Source organism: Stenotrophomonas sp. SXG-1 (assembly GCF_014083965.1).
GTDB classification, from domain to species: Bacteria; Pseudomonadota; Gammaproteobacteria; order Xanthomonadales; family Xanthomonadaceae; genus Stenotrophomonas; species Stenotrophomonas geniculata.
The window spans coordinates 3,205,059-3,228,491 of record NZ_CP046588.1 but is presented as its reverse complement, the minus strand read 5'-3'; the positions used below and the strand labels follow the sequence as shown (position 1 = coordinate 3,228,491).

Sequence of the window (23,433 nt, the reverse complement as noted above, 5' to 3'; positions counted from 1 at the left end):
CAGGCTTCCTGTCGCCGTTCTTTCCGGAGCCTGCATGTCGTCCCTGTCCCCGTTGCTGCGCCTGTCCGGCCTGTCCGGCCTGGTCGCCGCGCTGCTGTTCGTGCTGGCGGTGCTCGGTTTCGGTGCCGGCCTGGACGGCTACGCGCAGGCCCGCCACCCGGTAGCGCTGCTGGGGGCACAGGGGGTGCCGCATGCGCTGGCCTTCAATCTGCTGGGCTTCGTGCTGCCGGGGCTGCTTGCGGTGGTTGTGGCCGAGTGCCTGCGCCGCAGGCTGCCGGCAACCGCCGGCTGGGCGCCGCGGGTGGGCAGCCAGATGCTGCTGCTGGCCGGGTTGGCGTTCGCCGCGATGGGGTTGCTGCCGCTGGATGTGGACGACCTGCACGGGCCGGCCAGCCAGCTGCATGCCAGCGCCTGGATGATCTGGGTGCTGGGTTTTGTCGCCGGGACCTTGTTGCTGGGCACGTCGCAGGTGCGCCAGGCGCATGGGCGCGCGCTGGGCGCCGTGGCGCTCGCCTGTGGTGTGCTGGCCGCGCTGGCGGCGTTTGCCCTGCAGGGCGTGCTGCCGGCGCCGCTGGCACAACGGCTTGCGTTCGCCTGCTGGGCGGTCTGGCTGGCCTTGGCGCTGCCACTGTCGCGACCGCGCTGAGACCGGCGCCGGACGCCCGCGGCGCCGGCATCCGGCAGGCAGGATTGGAGACGTTTGCCGCACTGCGGTACGCTGTACCGCTTTGCCGCCGCAACCGCGTGTTCCATGACCAGCGCTGAAACCAACGCCTACGACCCGCAGCAGGTTGAATCCGACGCCCAGCAGTACTGGGACGCCACCCGTGCCTTCGAGGTCGACGAGACTTCGGACAAGCCGAAGTACTACTGCCTGTCGATGCTTCCGTACCCGTCCGGTGCGCTGCACATGGGCCACGTGCGCAATTACACGATTGGCGACGTGATCAGCCGCTACAAGCGCATGACGGGTCATAACGTGCTGCAGCCGATGGGCTGGGACGCGTTCGGCCTGCCGGCGGAAAACGCCGCGATCAAGAACAAGACCGCGCCGGCGGCGTGGACCTACAAGAACATCGACCACATGCGCAGCCAGCTGAAGTCGCTGGGCTATGCCATCGACTGGTCGCGCGAGTTCGCCACCTGCCGCCCGGACTATTACGTCCACGAGCAGCGCATGTTCACCCGCCTGATGCGCAAGGGCCTGGCCTACCGCCGCAACGCGGTGGTGAACTGGGATCCGGTCGACCAGACCGTGCTGGCCAACGAGCAGGTCATCGATGGCCGCGGCTGGCGCTCCGGCGCCCTGGTCGAGAAGCGCGAGATCCCGCAGTGGTTCCTGCGCATCACCGATTACGCCCAGGAGCTGCTGGACGGCCTGGACGAGCTGGACGGCTGGCCGGATTCGGTCAAGACCATGCAGCGCAACTGGATCGGCCGCTCCGAGGGCCTGGAAATCCAGTTCGACGTACGTGACGTGGACGGCGGCGTGCTGGATCCGCTGCGCGTGTTCACCACCCGTCCGGATACCGTGATGGGCGTGACCTTCGTGTCGATCGCCGCCGAACATCCGCTGGCGCTGCATGCGGCGAAGAACAACCCGGAACTGGCCGCGATGCTGGCCGACCTGAAGCAGGGCGGTGTGTCCGAGGCCGAGCTGGAAACCCAGGAAAAGCGCGGCATGGACACCGGCCTGCGTGCGCTGCATCCGGTCACCGGCGAGCCGGTACCGGTGTGGGTCGCCAACTTCGTGCTGATGGGCTACGGCACCGGTGCGGTGATGGCCGTGCCGGGGCATGACCAGCGCGACAACGAAGTGGCCAACAAGTATGGCCTGCCGATCAAGCAGGTGATCGCGCTGAAGGATGCGCGCACCGAAGAAGAGCGCACCTGGGATGGCAGCCGCTGGCAGGACTGGTACAGCGACAAGAGCCGTGCCTTCGAGCTGGTCAACTCGGCCGAGTTCGATGGCCTGGATTTCCAGGGCGCCTTCGAAGCCCTGGCCGAACGATTCGAGCGCAAGGCCCAGGGCCAGCGCCGCGTCAACTACCGCCTGCGCGACTGGGGCGTGAGTCGCCAGCGCTACTGGGGCTGCCCGATTCCGGTGATCTACTGCGCCAAGTGCGGTGCGGTGCCGGTGCCGGAAGAACAGCTGCCGGTGGTGCTGCCGGAGGACGTGGCGTTCTCGGGTACCGGTTCGCCGATCAAGACCGATCCGGAATGGCGCAAGACCACCTGCCCGGACTGCGGCGGTGCGGCCGAGCGCGAGACCGATACCTTCGACACCTTCATGGAGTCGAGCTGGTACTACGCCCGTTACACCTCGCCGGGTGCCCGTGACGCCGTCGACAAGCGCGGCAACTACTGGCTGCCAGTGGACCAGTACATCGGTGGCATCGAGCACGCGATCCTGCACCTGATGTATTTCCGTTTCTACCACAAGCTGCTGCGCGACGCGCGGATGGTGGACAGCAACGAACCGGCGCGCAACCTGCTGTGCCAGGGCATGGTGATTGCCGAGACCTACTACCGCCCGAACCCGGACGGCTCGAAGGACTGGATCAACCCGGCCGACGTGGAAGTGCAGCGTGACGAGCGCGGCCGCATCACCGGCGCCACCCTGATCGCCGACGGCCAGCCGGTGGTGGTCGGTGGCACCGAGAAGATGTCCAAGTCGAAGAACAACGGCGTGGACCCGCAGGCGATGGTCGACAAGTACGGCGCCGACACCGTGCGCCTGTTCTCGATGTTCGCCGCGCCGCCGGAACAGTCGCTGGAGTGGAACGAAGCCGGCGTGGATGGCATGGCCCGCTTCCTGCGCCGCCTGTGGGCCCAGGTGCAGAAGCATGCTGCCGACGGTGCCGCTCCGGCACTGGATGTTGCAGCACTGGATGCCAACCAGAAGGCACTGCGCCGCAAGACCCACGAGACCATCGGCAAGGTCGGTGACGACTATGGCCGCCGCCACAGCTTCAACACCGCCATTGCCGCGGTGATGGAACTGATGAACGCGCTGGCCAAGTTCGAGGACGGCAGTGCGCAGGGGCGTGCGGTGCGCCAGGAAGCGCTGCAGGCCGTCGTGCTGCTGCTCAACCCGATCACCCCGCATGCCAGCCATGCCCTGTGGCAGGTGCTGGGCCACGGCGAGACCCTGCTGGAAGACCAGCCGTTCCCGCAGGCCGATGCCGGCGCGCTGGTGCGCGACGCGCTGACCCTGGCCGTGCAGGTCAACGGCAAGCTGCGTGGCACCATCGACGTGGCGGCCGACGCCGCGCGCGAGCAGGTCGAGGCACTGGCCCTGGCCGAGCCCAACGCGGCCAAGTTCATGGAAGGCCTGACGGTGCGCAAGATCATCATCGTGCCCGGCAAGATCGTGAACATCGTCGCCGCCTGATGTACCCCGCACCGGCCACCCGTGTGGTGGCCGGTGCCATTCCGGTGCAGGGCCAGGCGTTTGATGGCCCTGCATTCACGCGGCTTCGGGCACGCTGTGTGTTGCCGTGATCGCCCGGCTCCGCCAGACTGTCTCCATGACCCGAATCCTGCTTGCCCTCGTTCTTGTCCTCGGCCTTGCCGGCTGCGGTTTCCATCTGCGCAACAAGCTGATGCTGCCGACCGACACGGCACCGGTGAAGGTGGTTTCCACTGCGCCGTACAGCGAACTGGTCAAGCTGCTCAACCGCAGCCTGCTGGCCTCCGGCGCCAGGCTGGCCGATGAGGACAGCAAGGAACCCAGTACCCAGCTGCAGGTGCTGTCCGAACGCTGGGGCGACCTGCCGATCGCCATCGACTCGCAGGGCCGTGCGCAGGAATACAGCCTGCGCTACGCGGTGATCTTCATCTTCCGTCGCGAAGACGGCAGCGAGCTGGTGCCACAGCAGGTGATCGAGCTGTCGCGCGACTACGTGTCACCGCCGACCGACGCCACCGGTACCACCACCGAACGTGAAATCCTGGCCAATGAACTGCGCCGGGAAATGTCCGCCTCGATCATCCGCCGCATCGACAGCGTGGTGCGTGCCGAGATCGAGAAGGGTGGCAGCCTGTCGGCGCCGAAGGACAAGCCGGTTGAAGGCGTGGAGCCGGCCGAGCCGGTTCCCGCAGCCAAGCGCTGAGTCGCGACGATGGAACTGCGTCCGGAGCAGCTGGCCAGCCAGGGCGCTGATACCGCGCTGGCGCCGGTCTACCTGATTGCCGGCCCGGAAACCCTGCGCGTGCTGGAGGCGGCCGACGCCATCCGCGCGCGCGCGCGCGCCGCCGGCATCGGCGAGCGGGAAGTGTTCGATGCCGATGGCCGTGATTTCGACTGGAACCAGCTCGATGCCAGCTTCAACGCGCCCAGCCTGTTCAGCGCCCGCCGCCTGGTCGAGGTGCGCCTGCCCAGCGGCAAGCCGGGCAAGGACGGGGCCGAGGTGATCAGCCAGTTCTGCGCCAATCCGGCGCCGGACGTGGTGCTGATGATTACCGCCAACGAATGGAGCAAGGCCCACCAGGGCAAGTGGGCCGAGGCGGTCAACCGCATCGGCGTGCTGTCGGTGGCTTGGGCGATCAAGCCGCACGAATTGCCGGACTGGATCGAGCGCCGCCTGCGTGGCAAGGGCCTGCGCGCGGACCCGGCCGCCGTGCAGCGCCTGGCCGAGCGGGTGGAAGGCAATCTGCTGGCTGCCGCCCAGGAAATCGACAAGCTGGCGCTGTTGGCCGACGGCCAGCCGCTGGACGTGGAACGGATGGAATCGCTGGTGGCCGACGCCGCGCGCTATGACGTGTTCCGGCTGGTGGAGGCGACGTTCTCCGGGCAACCGCCGGCGGTGCTGCGCATGCTGGCCGGCCTGCGCGGCGAGGGTGAGGCGGTGGCTGCACTGATGCCGATGGTGATCCGCGAACTGCTGGCTGGTGCAGGCCTGGCCCGGGTGCAGGCCCGTGGCGGTAACCTGGCCGCCGAGATGAAATCGCGCGGCATCTGGGAATCGCGGCAGGCGCCGTACAAGCGCGCGCTGCAGCGGCATCCGGAAAGCAAGCGCTGGGAGCGCTTCGTGGCCGAAGCCGGGCTGGTCGACCGCATCGCCAAGGGGCGCGCCGACGGTGATGCCTGGCTGGCGCTGGAGCGCCTGCTGGTGGCCGTGGCCGAACCGCGTGCCGTGCGCCTGCTGGCGCGGGCCTGAGCAATGAGCCTGCGGATCTATTACGGGGGCACCTTTGATCCGGTGCACCTCGGGCACCTGGCGATCGCGCGGGCTGCCCGCGACGAACTGCAGGTTGCCGTGCGCATGCTGCCGGCCGCCGATCCGCCGCACCGGGCCGTGCCCGGCGCCACGGCCGAGCAGCGCTGCACCATGCTGTCGCTGGCCATCGGCGACGAACCGGGTCTGCTGCTGGACCGTCGCGAGCTGGACCGTGCAGCGCGTTTCCCCGGTCGGCCGTCCTACACCGTGGACACCCTGCGCGAGCTGCGTGGCGAGCTGGGTCCGAGCCGGCCGCTGGCCTGGCTGGTCGGCGCCGACAGCCTGCTTGGCCTGTCCCGCTGGCACGAGTGGGAGGCGCTGTTCGGGCTGGCTCATTTCGTGGTGGCGGAGCGCCCGGGCAGCCCGTTGCAGGCTGCGGTGGATGGCGAGCTGGGCCAGGCGCTGGAAGGGCGCTGGGCCGACACCGAGCAGGCCCTGTTCGCCAGCCCGGCCGGGCGCATCCTGCGCCTGCATCATCCGCTGCGCGAGGAATCGGCCAGCGCCGTGCGTTCGCAGATCGCCGGCGGTGGCCCCTGGCGCGCCCTGCTGCCACCCGGCGTGGCGGACTATGTGGCTGCACACGGGCTGTACCGCCCGGCCAGGCCGTGAATGGCGCAGCGGCGCCATCCCCGTATAATCGCCCCCACGTTTATCGAGTCGATCCACTTTGAGCAACCAGACCCAGCCCCAGACCATCAAGGTCGATCTGCCCAGCCCGCCGCCGTCCGTGCCGGAACTGCTGGCCAGCGTCCGCCAAGCCACCGAAGACCTGAAGGCCAAGGACCTGGTCGAGATCGACGTGCGCGGCCGGTCCAGCGTTGCCGACTACATGATTGTCGTTTCGGGCACCTCGACCCGCCACGTCAAGTCGATTGCCGATGAAGTGGTGCGCTTCGCCAAGAACATCGACGTCATGCCGCTGGGCGTGGAAGGCGAGCGTGAAGCCGAGTGGGTGCTGGTCGATCTGGGCGACGTGATCGTCCATGTGATGCTGCCGCGCGTGCGTGAGTTCTACGCCCTCGAGCGCCTGTGGACCGTCGGCGACCAGCCGCCGTCCAGCGACGACGAAGTGGCTTGAGCCACGCGTTGATGCATCCCTTCGACGGCGCCGATGGCGCCGTCGACGTTTTGGAGGACCGTTGATGAAAGCCCGCCTGATCGCCACCGGTGAACGCGCCCCCAGCTGGGTGGCGCAGGGCTTCGCCGAGTACCAGAAGCGGCTGTCGCACTGGCTGCCGTTCGAGCTGGTGGAAATCGAGCCCGGCCTGCGCGGCAAAGGCCGTGATCCGCGCCGCGCCACTGAAGATGAAGGCAAGCGGGTGATCGCTGCGCTGCCGAAGAATGCCTATGTAGTGGCGCTGGATGTGCCGGGTCGCCAGCTCAGTTCCGAACAGCTGGCACAGCGCCTGGAACACTGGCGCGGGCAGGGCAGGGACCTGGCGTTCCTGATCGGTGGCCCGGAAGGGCATTCGCCGGAAGTCTCCGCGCTGGCCGACGAGAAGTGGTCGATTGGACCGCTGACGCTGCCACACATGCTGGTACGCCTGGTGGTGGCCGAGCAGCTGTATCGGGCTGCCGCAATGATCGCCAATCACCCCTACCATCGCGCGTGAAGAGTGGTTATACTAGTCGTCTGCCCGAATAGCTCAGCCGGTTAGAGCACTTGACTGTTAATCAGGGGGTCGTTGGTTCGAGTCCAACTTCGGGCGCCACCTTGAGAAACCTGCATCGCGAGATGCAGGTTTTTTTTTGCGTCTTTGTGGAGTCGAGCTTGCTCGACTGTTGTTGTGGAGCCGAGCCGTGCTCGGCTGCCTGTGCGAAGCCGAGCGTGGGCTCGGCTCTACAGTGCCAGCGCTCCTCGCCAGAACGCCACCAGCGTGGCGATCGCCACGATCAGGATCGCACCGAACAGCACCCATTCCCAACGCGTGAATACCCGCTCGCCGCGTTGGCGCCGGGTCAGTGCGAACAACACCACGCCGGGCACGTACAGCAATACCGACAGCAGCAGGTTGTCCAGGCCACCGGCATACACCAGCCACAGCGCATACGCACTGGCCAGCACTGCCACCCCGAAATCACGCCAGCGCACACCCGGCTCACCGGCATAGGCCTGCCCGCGCCAGGCCAGCTGCATGCCGAATGCCGTGGACAGGAAGTAGGGCACCAGGCTCATCGATGCGGCCAGCAGCACCAGCCCGGTGTAGCTGCCGGAACTGACCAGCACCAGCAGCAGGAACAACTGGATCAGGCCGTTGCTCCACCACAGTGCATTGGCCGGCACGCCGCGCGCGTTCTCACGGCCCAGGAAGGCGGGCATGGTGCCGTCACCTGCAGCGGCATAGAGCACTTCGGCGCACAGCAGCACCCAGGCCAACAATGCACCGAGGACGGAGATGATCGAACCGATGATGATCACCGTCGCGCCCCATTCGCCGACAATGGCGCGCAGCACATAGGCCATCGACGGATTGGGCAGTCCGGCCAGTTCCGCCTGCGACAGCACGCCCATCGACAACAGGCTGACCAGCACCAGCAGCAGCCACACGCCCAGGAAGCCGATCACCGTGGCGCGACCCACGTCGGCGCGCCGTGCCGCGCGCCGCGAATAGATGCTGGCCCCTTCGATGCCGATGAACACCCACACGGTCACCAGCATCATGCCGCGCAGCTGCTGGCCAAGGTCGCCGAGTGCAGGCGTGCCGAGGAAATCGGCGCGGAACACGTCCATGCGGAACGCGCCGGTGGCCAGGATCAGGAACAGCGCGATCGGCAGCAGCTTGGCCACGGTCACCAGGCCGTTGACGATGGCTGCAGTACGCAGGCCGCGCAGCACCAACAGGTGCACCGTCCACAACAGCAATGACGATGCGGCCACGGCGGCCGGGGTATTGCCTTCGCCGAACACGGGCATGAAGTGGCCAAGGCCGCTGAAGATCAGCACGAAGAAGCTGGCGTTGCCGAGCACCGAGGCAACCCAGTAACCCCACGCAGCGGAGAAGCCGATGTAATTGCCGAAGCCCTCGCGCGCGTATGCGTAGATGCCGGTATCGAGATCAGGCCGGCGGTTGGCCAGCGCCTGGAACACGAACGCCAGCATCAGCATGCCCGCGCCGCTCACCGCCCAGCCAATCAGCGCGGCGGCCGGACCGGCGCTGCGCGCTACGTTCTGTGGCAATGAAAAGATACCGGCGCCGACCATCGAGCCGACCACCAGTGCAGTCAACGCGGGCAGGCCCAAGCGCTGCGATGTCGCGGCCATGGAGATCCCCTGCGGCGGTGATGCCGCGTGCACACGGTAGCCTTGTGCCCGTGAACATGCCTGCAAGGGGCAGAACGACGAAGGCCCGGGCAGCTGCCCGGGCCTTCGAAGTTGCGTTGAAGCGTGTTGCCTGTATTACTTGAAAGTGTACTTGGCACCGACGGTGAAGTAACGACCGATGGCACCACTGAAGTGCAGCGGGTTGTAGTTGACACCACCGTAGGTGGACGGATCCAGCGGGGCGATGCGATCGAACACGTTCTGCACCGAGGCGTTCAGCTCGAAGGCTTCAGTGATGTTCCAGCGGCCCGACAGGTCGAAGGTGGTGAACGAGGAGATCTTCTTGACGTCCGTGCCGTCCGCATACGCGAACAGGTAGGATCCATTCGGGCCACGGAAGTCCTTGTTGTCCATCTTCGAGATGTAGTTGGCCACGCCGCTGACGCTCCACGGGCCCTGCCTCCAGGTGGTGCCGAAGTTGATGCGGTCCTTCGGGGTGCCGATGCAGTTGGTCACGTCGCAGTTGCCGTGAGTACCTGCGTAGTCGACGGTCACGTCGGCATCGGTGCGCTCGAACTTGAGTACATGGCTCCACTGCAGGTCCATCTCCAGCTGGCCAGGGCCGATGTCGAAGGTCTGGCGGATATCGGTATCGATACCCCGTACCCGGGTCGATGCAGCATTGATGTACTGCGTGTTGACCGCCAGGATGCTGCCCGTGCCGGGCACGCCGTTGAGCAGGTTGCTGTCACGCAGTACGTTGCCGGCGGCAATGGCTTCGGAAGTGCTGCCCTGGGCGATTTCGTTGGTGCGCTTGATCTGCCAGGCATCAATGGTCAGCGAAGTCGTGGCCGTGGGCTGCAGGACGATACCCACCGAGTAGCTCTTGGATTCTTCCGGCTTCAGGTCCTTGTTCGGGCGGGTGATGATGGCGACTGGCAGGGCGCCACAGTCGTCGTCGTTCGCACCTGGTGCGGGGTTGCCGCCGGGGCAACGTACCGGATCGGACGCGTTGGAGAAGGCGGCCAGGCCACCATCTCCGTTCTCGGCCGGGTTCGGTGCACGGAAGCCTTCGGCGTAGCTGCCACGCAGTGCGATCCAGTCGGCCGGGGTCCACTTGATGCCGATCTTCGGTGTCGCCTTGCCTTCACCGCTCTCGTACTTGTCGTAGCGAACCGCACCGGACAGTTCCAGGGTTTCCAGCACGGGCGCAGACAGCTCAACGTAGCCGGCGTACACGTTCTGGGTGCCGTCGTAGGCCGAGTAGCCCAGACCGATGATCTGGCCTTGGTCGGTATAGGTCTGCGGGGTCAGGCTGTTGCTGGTCTTGCGCCATTCGGTACCCAGTGCCAGGCCCAGCGGGCCACCCTTCAGGTCCATCAGGCTGCGCGACACGGTGAAGTCGAACATGTCCAGGCTGGACTTGGCTCGGGCACTGATGTCAGGCGAGATGAAGTCGTACAGCGCCTGCGAGTTCATGCCGGCGTTGTCACCGATACGCCAGACACCACCGGCGCAGTTCGGATTGGCCAGTGCGCAACGTACATTGTTGTAGTTGAGGAAGCCGGTACGCTTGTTGACCAGGTCGGTGCCGGAGTGCAGATACGCGGTGTCGTAGCTCCAGTCGCCCCAGTTGCCCTTGATGCCGACCAGGAAGCGGGTGAACTCATTGGTGTTGTTGGTCACGCGCGGACCGACATCCCATGCCGAATAACGCAGGCGAGAGGCCTGGCCGGGAATCGGATTGTCAGGATGGTTCGGACCCAGCACCGTAGCGCCGTCACCACTGTTGGCATTGACCGGGCCTTCCGGATAGCCCCAGCCACCTGAGACGCCCGACGGGGTGTTGCTGAAAGTGGTTTCCTTCTTCGAGTAGCCGATCTCGGTGTAGATCTCACCACCTTCACCAAAGGCAAAGCTGGCACGGCCAAACACGTTGACGTACTTCTCTTCCGGGGTCAGGTCGCGATACAGCTGGTTCGGATCCCACAGGCAGCCCTGCGCCTGCGCCGTAGCCTCGGTCTGGCCTGGAATCGTGGTCAGGCCAGCACAGCCCGGCAGGGCGACCAGGAAGGCAGGATTATCTTCGGTTACATTGCGGTCGTCATACACCGAACCATTCGGACCAACACCACCGCGGGTCTTGCCGCTGAGGAAGGCGCCGCCCAGGAACTGGGCATTGTTGCCGTAGCCCCACGGGCGGGTATCGCCGGTACCGATCCACTTCCGGTTCTTGCGATCACTGATCTTGATGGCATCGGTCTTTGCGACATCCAGGCTGAAGAAAGCGTTCCAGCCGTCGGTGGCCAGATCGCCGGTACCGGCGGTCAAGGTCGCCTTCTTCGCGTCGCCATCGCTGTCGCCGGACAGGCCGTAGGAGCCCCGAAGGATCGCGCCCTGGAAATCACTGCGCAGGATGATGTTGACCACGCCCGCGATGGCGTCGGAACCGTAGATTGCCGAGGCGCCGTCCTTAAGTACTTCCACGCGTTCCACGGCGTCGAGCGGGATGGTGCTCAGGTCGGTGAAAACCTTCTGGCCGTCATCGGCCAGGCCGTAGGTGGCCATGCGGCGGCCATTCAACAGCACAAGCGTCGAGCCGGCACCGAGGCCGCGCAGCGAGATGCCGGCGCCACCACCGGCGAAGCCGTTGCCGAAGGTCTTGGGAATGGAACCGGAACCGTCGGCGGTCAGCGTCTGCAGATATTCGGCAACCGTGGTCTTGCCGGTGCGGTCGATTTCCTGGCGGGTCACCACCTGCACCGGGGACGGTGTTTCAGTGTTGGTGCGCGGGATGTTCGAACCGGTGACCGTGATGCGGTCCAGGTTGGTGGCCTTCTCCTGCGCGAAAGCGGAGGTGGAAGCCACGGCGCCAACCAGCAGCAGGGTGCCGCCGGTAAGGATATGGGTGATGGACGATGCCAGGGTGGTGCGGCGGCGGCTGGCGGGCCGTTGGATCAGGTGTTTCACAGCTTCTCTCCTAACTGGAAAACCGTAGCGTTGAGGGCTGTCTCCGGTAGATTCCGGGACGGACCAATCTAGGTTTCCGGCGGGTGACGAAGTCGTGAATTTTTGCTTAATCAATAACAGTTGATCCTGTTCCGTCCGTGCCCGCCCGGACGGAAGGGCCGGCCCGGCAGATGGCCGGGCCGGCGATCACTTCAGTCCGGCAGCGAGAACTGCACCGGCACCATGCCGATGGCCGGCACGGCCACGCCATCACGCTGGGCCGGCTCGAAGCGCCAGTGCCTGAGCACCTGCTGGCGTGCGGCCTGGTCCAGGCTGCGCGAGCCACTGCTGCGCTCGATGCTGACCACCGCCGGCTGCCCGTGGGTGTCCACCTCTACCCGCAACAGCACCGTACCCTGCTCGCGGTTGCGCAGTGCCGCCAGCGGGTAGGCCGGCGGCGGGGCGCTGCGGTATTGCAGCTGGGCGCCGGCCAGTGGTGTGGCGGTATCGATGCTCGGTGCGAGCTGGGGCGGGGCCGGTTCGGCGGCCGGCAGTGCGATGCCCTGGGTTTCCTCTACGGTCGCGGTGGGTGCGGGCAGCGGCGGTACCACCGGCTGCGTCCGCGGTTTGGGCACCACCTGGACGATCTCTTTCGGCGGGATCGGAACCGGCGGCGTGGGCGGTGGCGGGATCTTCTCGATCAGCCTGACCGCAGTCTTGTCACGCGGGACCTGCACAGCCTGGTAGGTCGCCGGGATCAGCAGCAGCAGGAAGGCCAGCAGATGCAGGGCGATGGCCGCGCTCCAGGCGGCAACGCGGGCGGGGTCGAACTGCGGGGATGCAACGGGATACGTACGAACCATGGTCCACCTCCATGCCAGTGACGAAGTCCTCAACGCACCAGGGCCCGTGGCGGGGTTGCCGCACGCGGCTGGCAGTCCATCAGTAGCGCGACATGGCGGCCACTGCCTAGAGGCAGGGGGGCGATCGTTGGGCTGGCCTTCAGCCAGTGCCGGCTGCGGACATGAAAAAAGGCGGATCCCCTGCGGGATCCGCCTTTGCCGGCAATGACGGACGGGATCAGCGACCCAGTTCGAACACCACGTCCAGGTTGACCGAGACGGTCGATTCACCCGGTGCGACCGGGGTGGCCTTGTCCATCGCCGCGCCGGCCGACATGGCCCGCATCATCGGCATCGGGCGGTAGCCGCCGCCGGCGTTCTCGGAAATGCTGACGATGCGGCGCACCTGCAGGCCCAGCGACTTTGCATAGGTCTGGGCGCGGGCCTGGGCCTTCTTCAGTGCAGCCAGGCGGGCTTCGTCATAGACCGGTTCCGGCTGGTCGATCTCGAAGCTGGGGCCATTGATCTGGTTGGCGCCCTGCGCAGCCAGTGCGTCCAGCACCTTGCCCAGCTTGGCGATGTCGCGCACCTTCAGGCTGACCGTGTTGCTGGCCTGGTAGCCGGTGATCTTCGGCGCTTCGTTGTCGGCATAGCGGTACTGCGGGTTGAGGCTGACGCCACTGGTCTGCACGTCGCGCTCGGCGATGCCGGCGGCCTTGATCGCGGCCAGTACCTTGTCCATCTGCTGGGCGTTCTGGCGCATGGCGCTGTTGCCATCGGCGGCCTGGGTGACCACGCCGGCCGACAGGGTGGCCACGTCCGGCACGCGGGTGGCCTCGGCGTTGGCCGAGATGTTCAGCAGGGTGCCTTCGGCCGGAGCGGCGATCGACGGCGACGACGGGGCAGCATGGGCGGTCATCGAGGTTCCAAGGGCGAGGGACAGGGCGAGCAGCAGCGGGGTGGCGGTCAGGCGCATGGAGAACTCCTTGTTGTGCCGTTGAGGGTGGTGTCGTAGCGATGAACGCGCTGTGAGCCCGTTCGGGGTTGAGCGCGTTCCAGAACGGGTTGCCGACGATTCAGGTGGCAGCCTCAGGTTATGCTGTGCCGATGCTCTACCTTGCTTCCCGCTCCCCCCGACGCAACCAGCTGCTGGCCCGACTCGGACGCCCCTTCCAGGCCTTGGACCTGGAGGTCGTCGAGCAGCGCGCGCCCGCTGAAAGCGCCGAACAGTATGTCTGCCGGGTCGCCGCCGACAAGGCGCGCGCCGGCCTGGCCCGGGTGCTGGCCGATGACCCGCAGGCGCGGGTGCTCGGTTCGGACACCGAGGTGGTGCTGGACGGCGACGTGTTCGGAAAGCCCACCGACGCCGCCGATGCGCGGGCGATGCTGGCGCGTCTTGCCGGGCGTACCCATCAGGTGATGACCGCGGTGGTGGTGGTCGGCGCAGACGGGCTGGACAGCGAGCTGGTCATTTCTGAAGTGACCTTCGCCCCGATCGACGCCGCCGACATCGCCGCCTACGTGGCCACCGGCGAACCGCTGGACAAGGCGGGGGCCTACGCCATCCAGGGCGGGGCCGAGCGCTGGATCGAGCACCTGTCCGGGAGTTACTCCGGGGTGATGGGGCTGCCGTTGCTGCACACCGATCGTTTGCTGGCGCGCTGTGGCGTGCCGGCCCCCACTGCCGATGCCGCCAGGGAGGCTGCCGATGTCTGAGGAAATCCTGGTCAATGTGACCCCGCGCGAGACCCGGGTCGCGGTGATCGAAAATGGCATGCTGCAGGAACTGCACATCGAGCGCGGCTGGCGCCGGGGTGTGGTCGGCAACATCTACAAGGGCAAGGTACAGCGGGTGATGCCCGGCATGCAGGCGGCCTTCGTCGAAGTCGGGCTGGAGCGTGCCGCGTTCCTGCACGCCAACGACGTGGTGCGGCCGGCGCCGGTAGCCAGTGCCGACACCGAGAACACCACGCTGCCGCCGCCGTCCAGCGTGCCGATCGTCGAGCTGCTGCGCGACGGCCAGGACATCGTGGTGCAGGTGGTGAAGGATCCGATCGGCACCAAGGGCGCCCGCCTGACCACCCAGATCAGCATTCCCTCGCGCTACATGGTGCTGCTGCCGCAGTCCAAGGTGGTGGGCGTGTCGGCGCGCATCGAGGATGAAACCGAGCGTGCGCGCCTGAAGGCGCTGGTGACCGAACTGTCGGCGCAGCACGGGGGCTACGGCTACATCGTGCGTACCAATGCCGAGGGCCAGCCGGCCGAAGCCATCGCCGAGGACATCGCCTACCTGTCGCGCGTATGGAACGTGGTCGAGCGTCGTGGCCGCGAAGCGGCCTCGTGCAGCAACATCTATGAAGACCTGAGCCTGCCGCTGCGATCGGTACGCGACCTGATCCGCAAGGACGTGGACAAGGTGAAGGTGGACTCCAAGGAGACCTTCGCGCAGTTGCAGGCCTTTGTTGCCAAGTACATGCCGGTGCTGGCGGAGAAGATCGAGCTGTACAGCGGCGATCGCCCGATCTTCGACATGTTCGGGGTGGAGGACGAGATCGGCCGCGCGCTGGACAAGCAGGTGCCGCTGAAATCCGGTGGTTACCTGGTGATCGACCAGACCGAGGCGATGACCACCATCGACGTCAACACCGGTTCGTTCCTCGGCCAGCGCAACCTGGAAGAGACGGTGTTCCGCACCAACCTGGAAGCGGCACAGGCGGTGGCACGGCAGCTGCGCCTGCGCAACCTGGGCGGCATCATCATCATCGACTTCATCGACATGGATGATGCCGAGCACCGCCGCCAGGTATTGCGTACGCTGGAAAAGGCGCTGGCCCGTGACCATGCCAAGACCACGGTGTACGACTTCTCGCCGCTGGGCCTGGTGGAGATGACCCGCAAGCGCACGGTGGAAAGCCTGGAGCGCCAGCTGTCGGAAACCTGCCCGCAGTGCAGCGGCCGCGGCAGCATCAAGACCACCGAAACGGTGACCTACGAGATCTTCCGCGAGATCACCCGTGCCGTGCGCCAGTTCGATGCCGCGCGCCTGCTGGTGATCGCCTCGACCAAGGTGGTCGCGCGCATCACCGACGAGGAATCCGCGGCGGTGGCCGAGCTGGAGGAATTCCTCGGCAAGAGCATCCGCTTCCAGGCGGACGAGCAGTACCTGCAGGAGCAATTCGATGTTGTTCTGCTCTGATCCTCGCCGGCCGCAGGCCGGCGGTGGCCGATGAGCGCGCCGCCGCGCCTGCGACTGCGAAGGATCCGCCGTCATTTCATTGCCGCCTGCGCGGTGGGCCTGGTCGGGCTGGCACTGCTGGTGGGCACCCTCAGCCAGCTGCTGCCGCTGGCCGAGCGCCATCCCGACAGGATTGCCGCCTGGTTGAGTGAACGCGCCGGCCAGCCGGTGCGTTTCGACCAGCTGCAGACGGCCTGGACCCGGCGTGGTCCGCTGCTGCAGCTCAAGGGCCTGCGCATTGGCGCCGGCCAGGGCCTGGCGATCGGCGAGGCCGAGGTGCTGGTATCGATGTACAGCGGGCTGCTGCCCGGCCGCTCGTTGACCGAACTGCGCCTGCGTGGCCTGGCACTGGACCTGCAGCAGGGCGAGGACGGCCGCTGGTCGGTGCGTGGCCTGCCGCAGGCCGCCAATGGCGGGGACCCGCTGGATGCGCTGCGCCGTCTGGGCGAACTGCAGGTGATCGGGGGCCGCCTGGGCGTGCATGCGCCGGGGCTGGGGATCGATACCACGCTGCCACGCATCGACGTGCGCCTGCGGGTCAATGGCGACCGCCTGCGTGTAGGCGTGCGCGCCTGGGCCCAGACCGAAGCGCTGCCGTTGACGGCGGTGCTGGACGTGGACCGCGTGCGCGGCAACGGCCAGGCCTGGCTGGGCGCCGATCCGGTCGATTTTCATGCCTGGTCGCCGCTGCTGGCGGCCGGCGGTGTGCGCCTGCGCGAAGGCAAGGGCGAACTCAACCTGTGGCTGACCCTGCGCGATTTCGCGCCGGTGGCGGTGACCACCGATTCGGACCTGCGTGATGTCCGCATCGATGGCGCACCGATGCCCGCGATGGCGGCTCCGCAGCTGCAGCTGCAGCGGTTGCAGGCACGCCTGCGCTGGCAGCGCCAGGCCGATGGCTGGGCATTGCAGGTGCCGCGCCTGCGCCTGAAAACCGAAGAAGGCGAGCAGCAGCTCGATGGCCTGCAGCTGCAGCTCGGCAAGCAGCTGCGGGTCAGTTCTGGCGAAGTGCAGGCCGGCATCGCGCTGCGTGCGCTGGCCCTGAGCGATCGTCTTGAACCGGGCCTGCGTCGCTGGCTGTTCCTGTCCAGGCCGCAGCTGGACGTGCGCGAGCTGCAGCTGGCGGGCGAACGCGATGGCCCGCTGTGGGCGCAGGGCGAACTGCAGTCGCTGGGCTTCGCCAGCGTGGGCAGTTCGCCCGGCCTGCGCGGCCTGGGCGGGCGCTTCGAAGGCGACGCGGATGGCTTCAGCCTGCAGCTGCAGCCGCAACGCCAGCTGCAGTTCGATTGGCCGACCGGCTTCGGCGTGCGCCACGATCTGCACCTGGCGGGCCAGGTGGTGGGCTGGCGCGATGAAGGCGGTGGCTGGCGCATCGGCACGGCAGCGATGCGCGTTGAAGGCACCGATTATGCGGCGGACGTGCGCGGTGGTGTCTGGTTCCAGGGCGACGGTACGCGGCCGTGGCTGCAGCTGGCGGCCAAGCTGGACGACGTGCCGATGACCGCGGCCAAGCGCTTCTGGATCCACTCCAAGATGAGCAAGGGCGCCACCGACTGGCTGGACATGGCGCTGGCCGGTGGGCAGGTGCGCAACGGCATCGGCCTGGTCAGTGGCGACCTGGACGACTGGCCGTTCGACAACAACGATGGCCGCTTCGAGGCGACCGGCCATATCACCAATGGTGACATCCGCTTCCAGCACGACTGGCCGTTGATGCGCCAGGTCGACGCCGATATCGCCTTCATCGGCCCCGGCTTCGACATGCACGGTCGCGGCGATCTGGCCGGCGTGGCGGTGCAGAAATTCGAGGCGGGCATCCAGGATTTCGGACAGCAGCCGCTGTACGTGCGTGCCGATGCGCAGAGCGAGGCCGGCAGGCTGCTGGCCATGCTGCGGCAGAGCCCGCTGCACAAGGATTATGGCGACACCCTGGACAACCTCACCGCTGCGGGCCCGGCGCATGTGACCTTCGATCTGCTGCAGCCGCTGCACCACGATGAAGGTGGCGGCCACCTGCAGGGAACGGTCGATCTGGCCGGCGTGAAGCTGGTCGACAAGCGCTTCCAGCTCACCTTTGACAACATGCACGGGCAGGCGCGCTACAGCAACGGCGGTTTCGGCGCCGAGGAACTGGCGGTGCGCCACCTCGGCCAGGACGGTCGTCTGAGCCTGCGTGCCGGTGGCTACGTGCACGACAGCAAGCTGGCCTTTGAATCGCAGTTGTCGGCCAACCTCGATGCTGGCGTGCTGATCGACCGCGCGCCGGAAATGGCGTGGCTGAAGCCCTACATCGCCGGCACCTCGCCGTGGACCATCGCGGTCAATCTGCCCAAGGTCGCTCCGGGGGCGCCTGCGCCGCCCAGCGAGCTGCGGTTGAGCTCCGATCTGGTCGGGACCCGGCTGGATCTGCCGGCGCCGCTGGACAAACCGGCTGCCGACCCGTTGGCGACCACCGTGGCTGCACAGCTGCCGATGGGGGCCGGCCGCATCGACGTGGCGTTCGGCCAGCGCCTGGCGCTGGCTGCGCGCAGCCACAACAACCAGACGGGTGTGCAGGTGACGCTGGGCAGCGACCATGCCGATCGCGAGCCGCCGCCGAGCGGACTGTCCGTGAATGGCCGCAGCCCGACCCTGGACGCGCTGGAGTGGATCGGCCTGGCCCGTGGTGGCAACGACGATGACGGCATGCCGCTGCGTGCGGTGGATGTGCAGGTCGGCAAGCTGATGCTGATCGGTGGCGTGTTCGAGCAGACCCGGTTGCAGCTGCGCCCGGGAGCGCAGGCACTGGATGTGCGCCTGGACGGCCCGTCGCTGGCCGGGCGCCTGACCGTCCCCAATGCAGACGGCGGCACCATCAGTGGCCAGCTCGACCGCGTGCACTGGCAGTCATTGCCGGCGGCTCCAGGTGCACCGGCCGCGCCGGCACGGGTACAGGCCGGCGCCAACGACATGGACCCGGCCAAGCTGCCGCCGTTCGCGCTGGACATCGCCGACCTGAAGTTCGGCAAGGTGGTGCTGGGCCAGGCGGTGCTGCGTACGCGGCCGCTGGCCAATGGCCTGAACGTGGATGAGCTGCGCTTCCGTGCGCCTGACCAGGAGATCGACATCAGCGGTCGCTGGCTGGGCCGCACCGGTGGTGCCCGCACCGAGCTGACCGCTCAGGTGCGCAGCGAGGATCTGGGCGGACTGATGCAGAACCTCGACTACGGCGGCCAGCTGCGTGGCGGTTCCGGCCAGGCGCAGCTGCAGGCCACGTGGAGTGGGGGGCCGTCGGACTTCCAGCTGGGCAACCTGCAGGGCCGCCTGGACCTGCACGCACGCAACGGCCAGCTGCTGGAGCTGGAACCCGGCGCCGGCCGCGTGCTGGGCCTGCTCAGCGTGACCCAGCTGCCGCGGCGCCTGATGTTCGACTTCCGCGACTTCTTCTCCAAGGGCTTCGCGTTCAACCAGATCGACGGCAGCATGCAGTTCGGCCAGGGCATGGCGCGCACAGACAAGGTGCTGATCGAAGGCCCGGCAGCCAACATCACCATCCGCGGCCAGGCCGACCTGCGCAACCAGCAGTTCGACCAGACCATCGACGTCAACCCGCGCGCAGGCAATCTGCTGACCGTGGTGGGGGCGGTGGCCGGTGGCCCGGTGGGGGCGGCGCTGGGCGCGGCCACCAATGCGGTATTGTCCAAACCATTGGGCGAGATTGGCGCCCGTACCTACAAGGTGACCGGTCCATGGAAGGAACCGAAGGTGGAAGTGATCGAGCGCAGCCGCGACAAGGCTCCGCCACCCGCGCCGGCACCGGCACCGGCCATTCCGCCGACCGTCACCGGCCTGCCGCGCGCGCGTTGAGCGCGGCTTTCCTGTTCACGGGGCTTGCCTGAGCGCCCCCGCATCCCCAGATCGAGAACCATGACTGATATCGCCCTGACGCTTGCCCAAGACCGCCTGCTGCGCCCTGGTGGCCTGGATACCGCTGGCCTGGAGCGCACCTTCGGGCAGTTGCTCGGCCCCGGTGTGGACTTTGGTGACCTTTACTTCCAGCACGCCCGCCGCGAGAGCTGGAGCGTGGAAGACGGCATCGTCAAGGACGGCGCGCATTCCATCGAGCAGGGCGTAGGCGTGCGGGCGATTTCCGGCGAGAAGACCGGTTTCGCCTACTCCGACGACATCCATGCCGATGCGCTGCGGGTGGCGGCGCAATCGGCACGTGCGATCTCGCGCGAAGGTGGTGCCCAGACCGGTCGCTCGCTGCTGCGTGGCAACGCGCGCGCGCTTTACCCGGCGCTGGACCCGATCGACGGCATCGGCAACGAGGCCAAGGTCGAGGTGCTCAAGCGCCTGGACGGCTACCTGCGTGCCGCCGACCCGCGCGTGAAGCAGGTGATGGTCAGCCTGTCCGGCGGCGTCGATACGGTGCTGATCGCCCGCAGCGACGGTGTGCTGGGCGCTGACGTGCGCCCGCTGGTGCGCCTGAACGTGCAGGTGATCGTCGAGCACAACGGCCGTCGCGAGTCCGGCTATGCCGGTGGCGGTGGCCGTTACGGATATGAGGAACTGTTCGCGGACGGCCGCCCGGAAGCCTTTGCCCGTGAGGCGCTGCGCCAGGCGCTGGTGAATCTTGAGGCGGTACCGGCACCGGCCGGCGTGATGCCGGTGGTACTGGGCCCGGGCTGGCCCGGCGTGCTGCTGCATGAAGCGGTCGGCCACGGCCTGGAAGGCGACTTCAACCGCAAGGGCACCAGCGTCTACGCCGGCCGCATCGGCGAACGCGTGGCCGCCCCGGGCGTGACCATCGTCGACGACGGCACCCTGGACGGGCGCCGCGGTTCGCTCAACATCGATGACGAGGGCCACCCGAGCCAGTGCACCACGCTGATCGAGGACGGCATCCTGGTCGGCTACATGCAGGACAGCCTCAATGCCCGCCTGATGGGCGTGGCGCCGACCGGCAACGGGCGTCGCGAGTCGTTCGCGCACCTGACCATGCCGCGCATGACCAACACCTACATGCGCGCCGGCGAGCACGATCCGCAGGAAATGATCCGCTCGGTGAAGAATGGCCTGTATGCGGTCAACTTCGGTGGCGGCCAGGTCGACATCACCAGCGGCAAGTACGTGTTCTCGGCCACCGAGGCCTACCTGATCGAGGATGGCCGGATCACCGCGCCGGTGAAGGGCGCGACCCTGATCGGCAACGGCCCGGAAACCATGCAGAAGGTGCGCATGGTCGGCAACGATTTGGCCCTGGACGAGGGCGTCGGCATCTGCGGCAAGGATGGGCAGAGCGTGCCGGTGGGTGTCGGCCAGCCCTCGCTGTTGATCGAGGGCATCACCGTCGGCGGTACCCAGGCCTGAGCCGGGCGATGGCCAGTGCCACCGCCCCTGCCGGCGAGGACTCAGTCCTCGTCGGCTTCGTCGGTTTCAATGGGGGCGGCGTCTTCGGCGCTGGCCTTCAGGCCCAACGCGGCCGGCAGCATCAGGGCACGCAGCACCTGGAAAATTTCGCGGTAGGCGCGCGGCGGCTTGTTCTTCGCCTTCTCGGCCTGGGCATTGCGCACCAGCGTGCGCAGCTGCTGGCGGTCGGCCTGCGGGTAGTCGTCCAGCAGTGCCGCCAGTGCCTTGTCACCCTCGGCCAGCAGGCGCTCGCGCCAGTCTTCCGCGCGGTGCATCATCGCCACTTCGCGGCGGCCGGTTTCGCTGTTGGCGTCCAGGGCATCGCGGATCGCATCCAGCGTGGCGTCTTCTTCGCGGCGCATGTGCTTGGCCAGGAACGCCAGCTGGCGCTTGTGGGCGATGTGGGCGGTGATGCGCTTGCACTCGGCGATATGCGGCAGCAGGTCTTCCGGAATCGGCAGGCGCGCCAGCTGGGCCGGGGTCAACGACACCAGCTTCTCGCCCAGGGCCAGGACGTCGAGCGCATCGCGCCGGTTCTGGCTGCGGCTCTTGTCGTGGAATTCACCGGTTTCTTCGTCGCGTCCGCGCATCGTTCCTACCTGATCTCAAAAAAAGTCGCCCGGCGTGATGCCGGGCCCAACCCGTACAGGATAAAGCATTGAACGTGATCGCCCCTGAAGTCGCTGTCGGCGACGACAGCCCGGCCCGGCTGGAACGGCTGGCCGACCTTTCCCAGCAGCTGCTCGACCGTGCCCGGGCGCTGGGCGCCAGCCAGGCCGAGGTCAGCTGCAGCGAGGACCGTGGCCTGGAGGTCAATGTCCGCCTTGGCGAGGTTGAGACCGTGCAGTCCACCCGTGACCGCGGTATCGCCGTCACCGTCTATTTCGGCCAACGCAAGGGCAGCGCCAGCACCGGCGACCTGAACGAGGCCAGCCTTGCCGCCACGGTCGAGCAGGCCTGCGCGATCGCCCGCCATACCGAGGACGACCCGGCCGCCGGCCTGGCCGAGGCGGCGCTGATGGCCACCGATTTCCCGGATCTGGATGCCTGGCACCCGTGGGCACTGCAGGCCGACGAGGCGGTGGACCTGGCCCTGGCCTGCGAGAACGCAGGTCGTGAGGCCGATGCGCAGATCCGCAACTCCGACGGCGCCTCGGTGTCGAGCATGCAGAGCCTGTCGGTGTACGCCAATTCGCATGGCTTTTTCGGCCGTGAGCGTGGCACCCATCATTCGGTGGGCTGTGCGCTGATCGCCGGCCAGGGCGATGGCATGCAGCGCGATGGCTGGTACACCAGCGCGCTGGCCCGCGAGGACCTTGAGGAGGTGGGCCTGGTCGGTCGTCGTGCCGCCGAGCGTACCGTTGCCCGCCTGCAGCCTCGCTCGATGGCCACCGGCAGCATGCCGGTGCTGTTCGCCCCGGAAGTCGCGCGCAGCCTGGTCGGTCACCTGCTGTCGGCGGTGTCCGGCGGTGCCCTGTACCGCCAGGCCAGCTTCCTGCTGGACAGTGTTGGCCAGCAGCTGTTCCCGGACTGGATGCAGATCGAGGAACTGCCCCACCTGCGCCGTGGCCTGCGCTCGGCCGCCTTCGACGGTGACGGCGTGGCCACCCGTGCTTCGGCCCTGGTCCGTGACGGCGTGCTGCAGCGCTATGTGCTGGGCAGCTACTCGGCGCGCAAGCTGGGCCTGCAGACCACCGCCAATGCCGGTGGCGTGCACAACCTGCAACTGGCCGCCAACGCGGGCTCCCTGCAGGAGATCGCCCGCCAGATGGGCGATGGCCTGCTGGTGACCGAGCTGATGGGGCAGGGCGTGAACGGGGTGACCGGCGACTACTCGCGCGGTGCCGGCGGCTTCCGCGTCGAGAATGGCGAGATCCAGTACCCGGTGGATGGCATCACCATCGCCGGCAACCTGCGCGAGATGTTCAGCAGCATCGAAGCGGTCGGCAGCGACGTCGACCCGCGCTCGCACATCCGGACCGGTTCGATCCTGCTGGGGCGGATGACCATCGCCGGTAATGATTGATGGCGTCGATGGCGTAAGCTATGCCCGCCTGACGCAACCAGCTTGGTGCTGGTGGGTCAAGACCACCCAATGAAAAGGAGTTTTGTCGTGAGCGAATTCGATAACGTCCCGCCGCCGCCGGCCACCACCGACGTGCCGGCCGACCAGCGCACCATGGCCCTGGCTGCCCATCTGCTGGGCATCTTCACCGGCTTCATCGGCGCACTGATCATCTGGCTGATCAACAAGGACGATGCTGGCAAGGCTTTCGTGACCGACCAGGCCAAGGAAGCCCTGAACTTCCAGATCACCGTGACCATCGCCATGGTCATCAGCATGATCCTGACCATCGTGATCATCGGCGTCTTCCTGGCCCCGATCGTCGGCATCATCAGCCTGGTGTTCAGCATCATCGCAGCGGTCAAGGCCAACAACGGCGAAGCCTATCGCTACCCGTTCGCGCTGCGCCTGATCAAGTAATACCGGCTGCATGCGGAACTGAAAACGCCCGGCATTGCCGGGCGTTT

Annotated in this window: 18 protein-coding genes and 1 tRNA gene; 14 read left to right on the top strand and 5 right to left on the bottom strand. The window is 67.4% G+C overall.

The window, feature by feature from the left end:
* Positions 1–34 precede the first annotated feature (34 nt).
* The 8 genes from GOC52_RS14855 to GOC52_RS14820 all read left to right on the top strand — a co-directional run bounded on the left by GOC52_RS14855 (position 35) and on the right by GOC52_RS14820 (position 6,934).
* Positions 35–646, top strand: coding sequence for a DUF998 domain-containing protein (locus tag GOC52_RS14855; protein WP_010482937.1), 612 nt, complete (start codon positions 35–37; stop codon positions 644–646).
* A 105-nt stretch (positions 647–751) separates the two neighbouring features.
* Entirely contained in the window at positions 752–3,394 is a 2,643-nt protein-coding gene (gene leuS, locus GOC52_RS14850) for a leucine--tRNA ligase (protein WP_191849771.1), read from the top strand.
* A gap of 136 nt (positions 3,395–3,530) precedes the next feature.
* Complete coding sequence (locus GOC52_RS14845) at positions 3,531–4,115, top strand: LPS-assembly lipoprotein LptE (RefSeq protein WP_043402708.1); 585 nt, start codon at positions 3,531–3,533, stop codon at positions 4,113–4,115.
* 9 nt (positions 4,116–4,124) lie between these two features.
* Positions 4,125–5,162 (top strand): DNA polymerase III subunit delta, encoded by a 1,038-nt coding sequence (holA, locus tag GOC52_RS14840; RefSeq protein ID WP_043402706.1) that lies wholly within the window; start codon positions 4,125–4,127, stop codon positions 5,160–5,162.
* A gap of 3 nt (positions 5,163–5,165) precedes the next feature.
* Entirely contained in the window at positions 5,166–5,831 is a 666-nt protein-coding gene (gene nadD, locus GOC52_RS14835) for a nicotinate-nucleotide adenylyltransferase (RefSeq protein WP_043402704.1), read from the top strand.
* A 58-nt stretch (positions 5,832–5,889) separates the two neighbouring features.
* Positions 5,890–6,300, top strand: a complete 411-nt coding sequence (gene rsfS / locus GOC52_RS14830) for a ribosome silencing factor (RefSeq protein ID WP_005418109.1) — start codon at positions 5,890–5,892, stop codon at positions 6,298–6,300.
* 64 nt (positions 6,301–6,364) lie between these two features.
* Positions 6,365–6,835, top strand: coding sequence for a 23S rRNA (pseudouridine(1915)-N(3))-methyltransferase RlmH (rlmH, locus tag GOC52_RS14825; protein ID WP_005418108.1), 471 nt, complete (start codon positions 6,365–6,367; stop codon positions 6,833–6,835).
* Between the two features lie 22 nt (positions 6,836–6,857).
* Positions 6,858–6,934 (top strand) — tRNA-Asn (locus tag GOC52_RS14820).
* Between the two features lie 128 nt (positions 6,935–7,062).
* Here GOC52_RS14820 and GOC52_RS14815 read toward each other — a convergent pair.
* The 4 genes from GOC52_RS14815 to GOC52_RS14800 form a co-directional block, all read right to left on the bottom strand.
* On the bottom strand, positions 7,063–8,484 hold the full coding sequence (locus GOC52_RS14815; protein WP_049454678.1) for a basic amino acid/polyamine antiporter: 1,422 nt from the start codon (positions 8,482–8,484) through the stop codon (positions 7,063–7,065).
* A gap of 135 nt (positions 8,485–8,619) precedes the next feature.
* Complete coding sequence (locus GOC52_RS14810) at positions 8,620–11,454, bottom strand: TonB-dependent receptor (protein ID WP_191849769.1); 2,835 nt, start codon at positions 11,452–11,454, stop codon at positions 8,620–8,622.
* Between the two features lie 191 nt (positions 11,455–11,645).
* A complete protein-coding gene (locus GOC52_RS14805) occupies positions 11,646–12,296 on the bottom strand; it encodes an energy transducer TonB (protein WP_019338627.1) in 651 nt (216 codons plus the stop codon).
* Positions 12,297–12,513: 217 nt separating this feature from the next.
* Complete coding sequence (locus GOC52_RS14800; RefSeq protein WP_006382138.1) at positions 12,514–13,251, bottom strand: SIMPL domain-containing protein; 738 nt, start codon at positions 13,249–13,251, stop codon at positions 12,514–12,516.
* Positions 13,252–13,382: 131 nt separating this feature from the next.
* On the opposite strand from GOC52_RS14800, the gene GOC52_RS14795 reads away from it, so the two are divergent.
* From GOC52_RS14795 to tldD, 4 genes are read left to right on the top strand one after another with little or no spacing between them, the layout of a single operon-like run.
* Complete coding sequence (locus GOC52_RS14795; protein WP_029379848.1) at positions 13,383–13,991, top strand: Maf family nucleotide pyrophosphatase; 609 nt, start codon at positions 13,383–13,385, stop codon at positions 13,989–13,991.
* On the top strand, positions 13,984–15,471 hold the full coding sequence (rng, locus tag GOC52_RS14790; RefSeq protein ID WP_010482960.1) for a ribonuclease G: 1,488 nt from the start codon (positions 13,984–13,986) through the stop codon (positions 15,469–15,471). Before GOC52_RS14795 ends, rng begins: the two co-directional genes overlap by 8 nt.
* A gap of 30 nt (positions 15,472–15,501) precedes the next feature.
* Positions 15,502–19,356 (top strand): YhdP family protein, encoded by a 3,855-nt coding sequence (locus GOC52_RS14785; RefSeq protein ID WP_191849767.1) that lies wholly within the window; start codon positions 15,502–15,504, stop codon positions 19,354–19,356.
* A 60-nt stretch (positions 19,357–19,416) separates the two neighbouring features.
* Positions 19,417–20,862, top strand: coding sequence for a metalloprotease TldD (gene tldD, locus GOC52_RS14780; protein WP_109814843.1), 1,446 nt, complete (start codon positions 19,417–19,419; stop codon positions 20,860–20,862).
* A 41-nt stretch (positions 20,863–20,903) separates the two neighbouring features.
* Here the strand turns inward: tldD and yjgA are convergent, their stop codons facing one another.
* Positions 20,904–21,491: a ribosome biogenesis factor YjgA gene (gene yjgA, locus GOC52_RS14775; RefSeq protein WP_019338623.1), complete on the bottom strand. Its 588-nt coding sequence runs from the start codon at positions 21,489–21,491 to the stop codon at positions 20,904–20,906.
* A gap of 68 nt (positions 21,492–21,559) precedes the next feature.
* Here yjgA and pmbA point away from each other — a divergent pair, with 68 nt between their 5' ends.
* Both pmbA and GOC52_RS14765 read left to right on the top strand, forming a co-directional pair.
* Complete coding sequence (pmbA, locus tag GOC52_RS14770; protein ID WP_191849765.1) at positions 21,560–22,927, top strand: metalloprotease PmbA; 1,368 nt, start codon at positions 21,560–21,562, stop codon at positions 22,925–22,927.
* A gap of 87 nt (positions 22,928–23,014) precedes the next feature.
* Positions 23,015–23,386: a DUF4870 domain-containing protein gene (locus tag GOC52_RS14765; RefSeq protein WP_010482972.1), complete on the top strand. Its 372-nt coding sequence runs from the start codon at positions 23,015–23,017 to the stop codon at positions 23,384–23,386.
* Positions 23,387–23,433 lie beyond the last annotated feature (47 nt).

Excerpts from the sequence above, each read along its gene's own strand:
- GOC52_RS14855 (WP_010482937.1), top strand. The coding sequence starts at position 35 with ATGTCGTCCCTGTCCCCGTTGCTGCGCCTGTCCGGCCTGTCCGGCCTG.
- leuS (WP_191849771.1), top strand. The coding sequence starts at position 752 with ATGACCAGCGCTGAAACCAACGCCTACGACCCGCAGCAGGTTGAATCC.
- GOC52_RS14845 (WP_043402708.1), top strand. The coding sequence starts at position 3,531 with ATGACCCGAATCCTGCTTGCCCTCGTTCTTGTCCTCGGCCTTGCCGGC.
- holA (WP_043402706.1), top strand. The coding sequence starts at position 4,125 with ATGGAACTGCGTCCGGAGCAGCTGGCCAGCCAGGGCGCTGATACCGCG.
- nadD (WP_043402704.1), top strand. The coding sequence starts at position 5,166 with ATGAGCCTGCGGATCTATTACGGGGGCACCTTTGATCCGGTGCACCTC.
- rlmH (WP_005418108.1), top strand. The coding sequence starts at position 6,365 with ATGAAAGCCCGCCTGATCGCCACCGGTGAACGCGCCCCCAGCTGGGTG.
- GOC52_RS14815 (WP_049454678.1), bottom strand. The coding sequence starts at position 8,484 with ATGGCCGCGACATCGCAGCGCTTGGGCCTGCCCGCGTTGACTGCACTG.
- GOC52_RS14805 (WP_019338627.1), bottom strand. The coding sequence starts at position 12,296 with ATGGTTCGTACGTATCCCGTTGCATCCCCGCAGTTCGACCCCGCCCGC.
- GOC52_RS14800 (WP_006382138.1), bottom strand. The coding sequence starts at position 13,251 with ATGCGCCTGACCGCCACCCCGCTGCTGCTCGCCCTGTCCCTCGCCCTT.
- GOC52_RS14795 (WP_029379848.1), top strand. The coding sequence starts at position 13,383 with ATGCTCTACCTTGCTTCCCGCTCCCCCCGACGCAACCAGCTGCTGGCC.
- rng (WP_010482960.1), top strand. The coding sequence starts at position 13,984 with ATGTCTGAGGAAATCCTGGTCAATGTGACCCCGCGCGAGACCCGGGTC.
- GOC52_RS14785 (WP_191849767.1), top strand. The coding sequence starts at position 15,502 with ATGAGCGCGCCGCCGCGCCTGCGACTGCGAAGGATCCGCCGTCATTTC.
- tldD (WP_109814843.1), top strand. The coding sequence starts at position 19,417 with ATGACTGATATCGCCCTGACGCTTGCCCAAGACCGCCTGCTGCGCCCT.
- yjgA (WP_019338623.1), bottom strand. The coding sequence starts at position 21,491 with ATGCGCGGACGCGACGAAGAAACCGGTGAATTCCACGACAAGAGCCGC.